The 2,186-nt window shown below is 68.1% G+C and carries 2 protein-coding genes; one reads left to right on the top strand and one right to left on the bottom strand.

Features of this window, described 5'->3' with window-relative positions; all coding sequences use genetic code 11:
- Positions 1–266 precede the first annotated feature (266 nt).
- Complete coding sequence (ahcY, locus tag ABTZ59_RS36995; protein ID WP_351425885.1) at positions 267–1,703, top strand: adenosylhomocysteinase; 1,437 nt, start codon at positions 267–269, stop codon at positions 1,701–1,703.
- Positions 1,704–1,726: 23 nt separating this feature from the next.
- Here the strand turns inward: ahcY and ABTZ59_RS36990 are convergent.
- Positions 1,727–2,186 (bottom strand): dTDP-4-dehydrorhamnose 3,5-epimerase family protein (locus ABTZ59_RS36990; RefSeq protein ID WP_351425881.1); only part of this gene is annotated, 460 nt, incomplete at its 5' end.

Below are 2,186 nucleotides of genomic sequence, written 5' to 3'. Positions count from 1 at the left end.
GCCGCCTCGGATACGGCTTGAACCATGCGGACGCGGACTGTGGGCGATCCTGTGGTCCGGTGTAGCTTGGGACGGAGCCAGACGTCGCTGCTGATGGCGGTCGGGCGGTCCCACTACGGACCGTCCGAGGGAGAGAGGGCCTCCGACGGACTGCGCTGCGCGCACGTGGGCATGCCTGTGTCCTCTTCCCGGGCATCCGTATGTCCGCCGCCGCGCAGACCGGCCGTACCCACCCTCGCCCCTATATTTCCGAGGAGCAGCTCGCAATGACGACTGTCGACAACCGACAGGACTTCAAGGTCGCCGATCTCTCGCTGGCCGAGTTCGGCCGCAAGGAGATCACCCTCGCCGAGCACGAGATGCCCGGCCTGATGGCGATCCGCAAGGAGTACGCCGAGTCCCAGCCGCTGGCCGGCGCCCGTGTCACCGGTTCCCTGCACATGACCGTGCAGACCGCCGTGCTGATCGAGACCCTGGTCGCCCTCGGCGCCCGGGTCCGCTGGGCCTCCTGCAACATCTTCTCCACCCAGGACCACGCGGCCGCCGCCATCGCCGTCGGCCCGAACGGCACGCCGGACAACCCTCAGGGTGTCCCGGTCTTCGCCTGGAAGGGCGAGACCCTGGACGAGTACTGGTGGTGCACCGAGCAGGCGCTGACCTGGCCGGACAGCCCCACCGGCGGCCCGAACATGATCCTGGACGACGGCGGCGACGCCACCCTCCTCGTCCACAAGGGCGTCGAATACCGTAAGACCGGTGAGCTGCCGTCGGCCGACAACGAGGAACTGGCCGCGGTGGCCGCCCTGTTGAAGGCGAGCACCCTCGACTGGACCGGCATCGCCTCCGAGATCCGGGGTGTGACGGAGGAGACCACGACGGGCGTGCACCGTCTGTACGAGATGCAGCGTGACGGTGTGCTGCTGTTCCCGGCGATCAACGTCAACGACGCGGTGACGAAGTCGAAGTTCGACAACAAGTACGGCTGCCGCCACTCGCTGGTGGACGGCATCAACCGTGCCACCGACGTGCTGATCGGCGGCAAGACGGCCGTCGTGTGCGGTTACGGCGACGTGGGCAAGGGCTGCGCGGAGTCCCTGCGCGGTCAGGGCGCCCGGGTGATCGTCACGGAGATCGACCCGATCTGCGCGCTCCAGGCGGCGATGGACGGCTACCAGGTCACGACGCTGGACGAGGTCGTCGACAAGGCCGACATCTTCGTCACCACGACCGGCAACAAGGACATCATCATGGCCTCCGACATGGCCAAGATGAAGCACCAGGCGATCGTGGGCAACATCGGCCACTTCGACAACGAGATCGACATGGCCGGCCTGGCGAAGATCCCGGGCATCGTCAAGGACGAGGTCAAGCCGCAGGTCCACACCTGGACCTTCCCGGACGGCAAGGTGATCATCGTGCTGTCCGAGGGCCGCCTGCTGAACCTGGGCAACGCCACGGGTCACCCGTCGTTCGTGATGTCGAACTCGTTCGCGGACCAGACGCTGGCCCAGATCGAGCTGTTCACCAAGCCCGACGAGTACCCGACCGGTGTGTACGTGCTGCCCAAGCACCTGGACGAGAAGGTCGCCCGTCTCCACCTGGACTCGCTCGGCGTCAAGCTGACGACGCTGCGTCCGGAGCAGGCCGCGTACATCGGCGTCGAGGTCGAGGGTCCGTACAAGTCGGACCACTACCGCTACTGACCGCCGAGCGCACGGTACGGCCGCTACAGGGCCGCCTCCAGCGCCAGGCACTCCTCGTATTCGGGCAGGATGCCCGCCTCCAGAGCCTGGGCCAGGGTGGGAGCCGCGACATCGCGCTCGGACAGCACCGGTGCGATGTCGTCGAGCGTGACGGGCAGGCCGAGCGCCGGGTCCAGCGGGGAGACGGCCAGCTCGTGCTCCGCCACGTACGGCCCGGACATGAGGTACACCATCGTGGTGTCGTCCTCGAGCGCGACGAACACATGGCCCACGCCGACCGGCAGGTACGTCGACCGGAAGCGCTCCCCGTCGAGCTGGACGGTGTCCCACCGGCCGAAGGTGGGCGAGCTCACCCGCAGGTCCACGACGAAGTCGAGCGCGCGGCCCCGCCCGCAGTAGACGTGCTTGGCCATGCCGGGAGGCGTCGAGGTGAAGTGCACACCGCGCACCACCCCGCGCCGCGAATGGCTCTGGCAGGTCTGG

This window comes from Streptomyces sp. NPDC094034 (assembly GCF_040303865.1).
In the GTDB taxonomy this organism is placed as follows: domain Bacteria; phylum Actinomycetota; class Actinomycetes; order Streptomycetales; family Streptomycetaceae; genus Streptomyces.
This window is presented reverse-complemented; position numbering and strand designations above follow the sequence as displayed.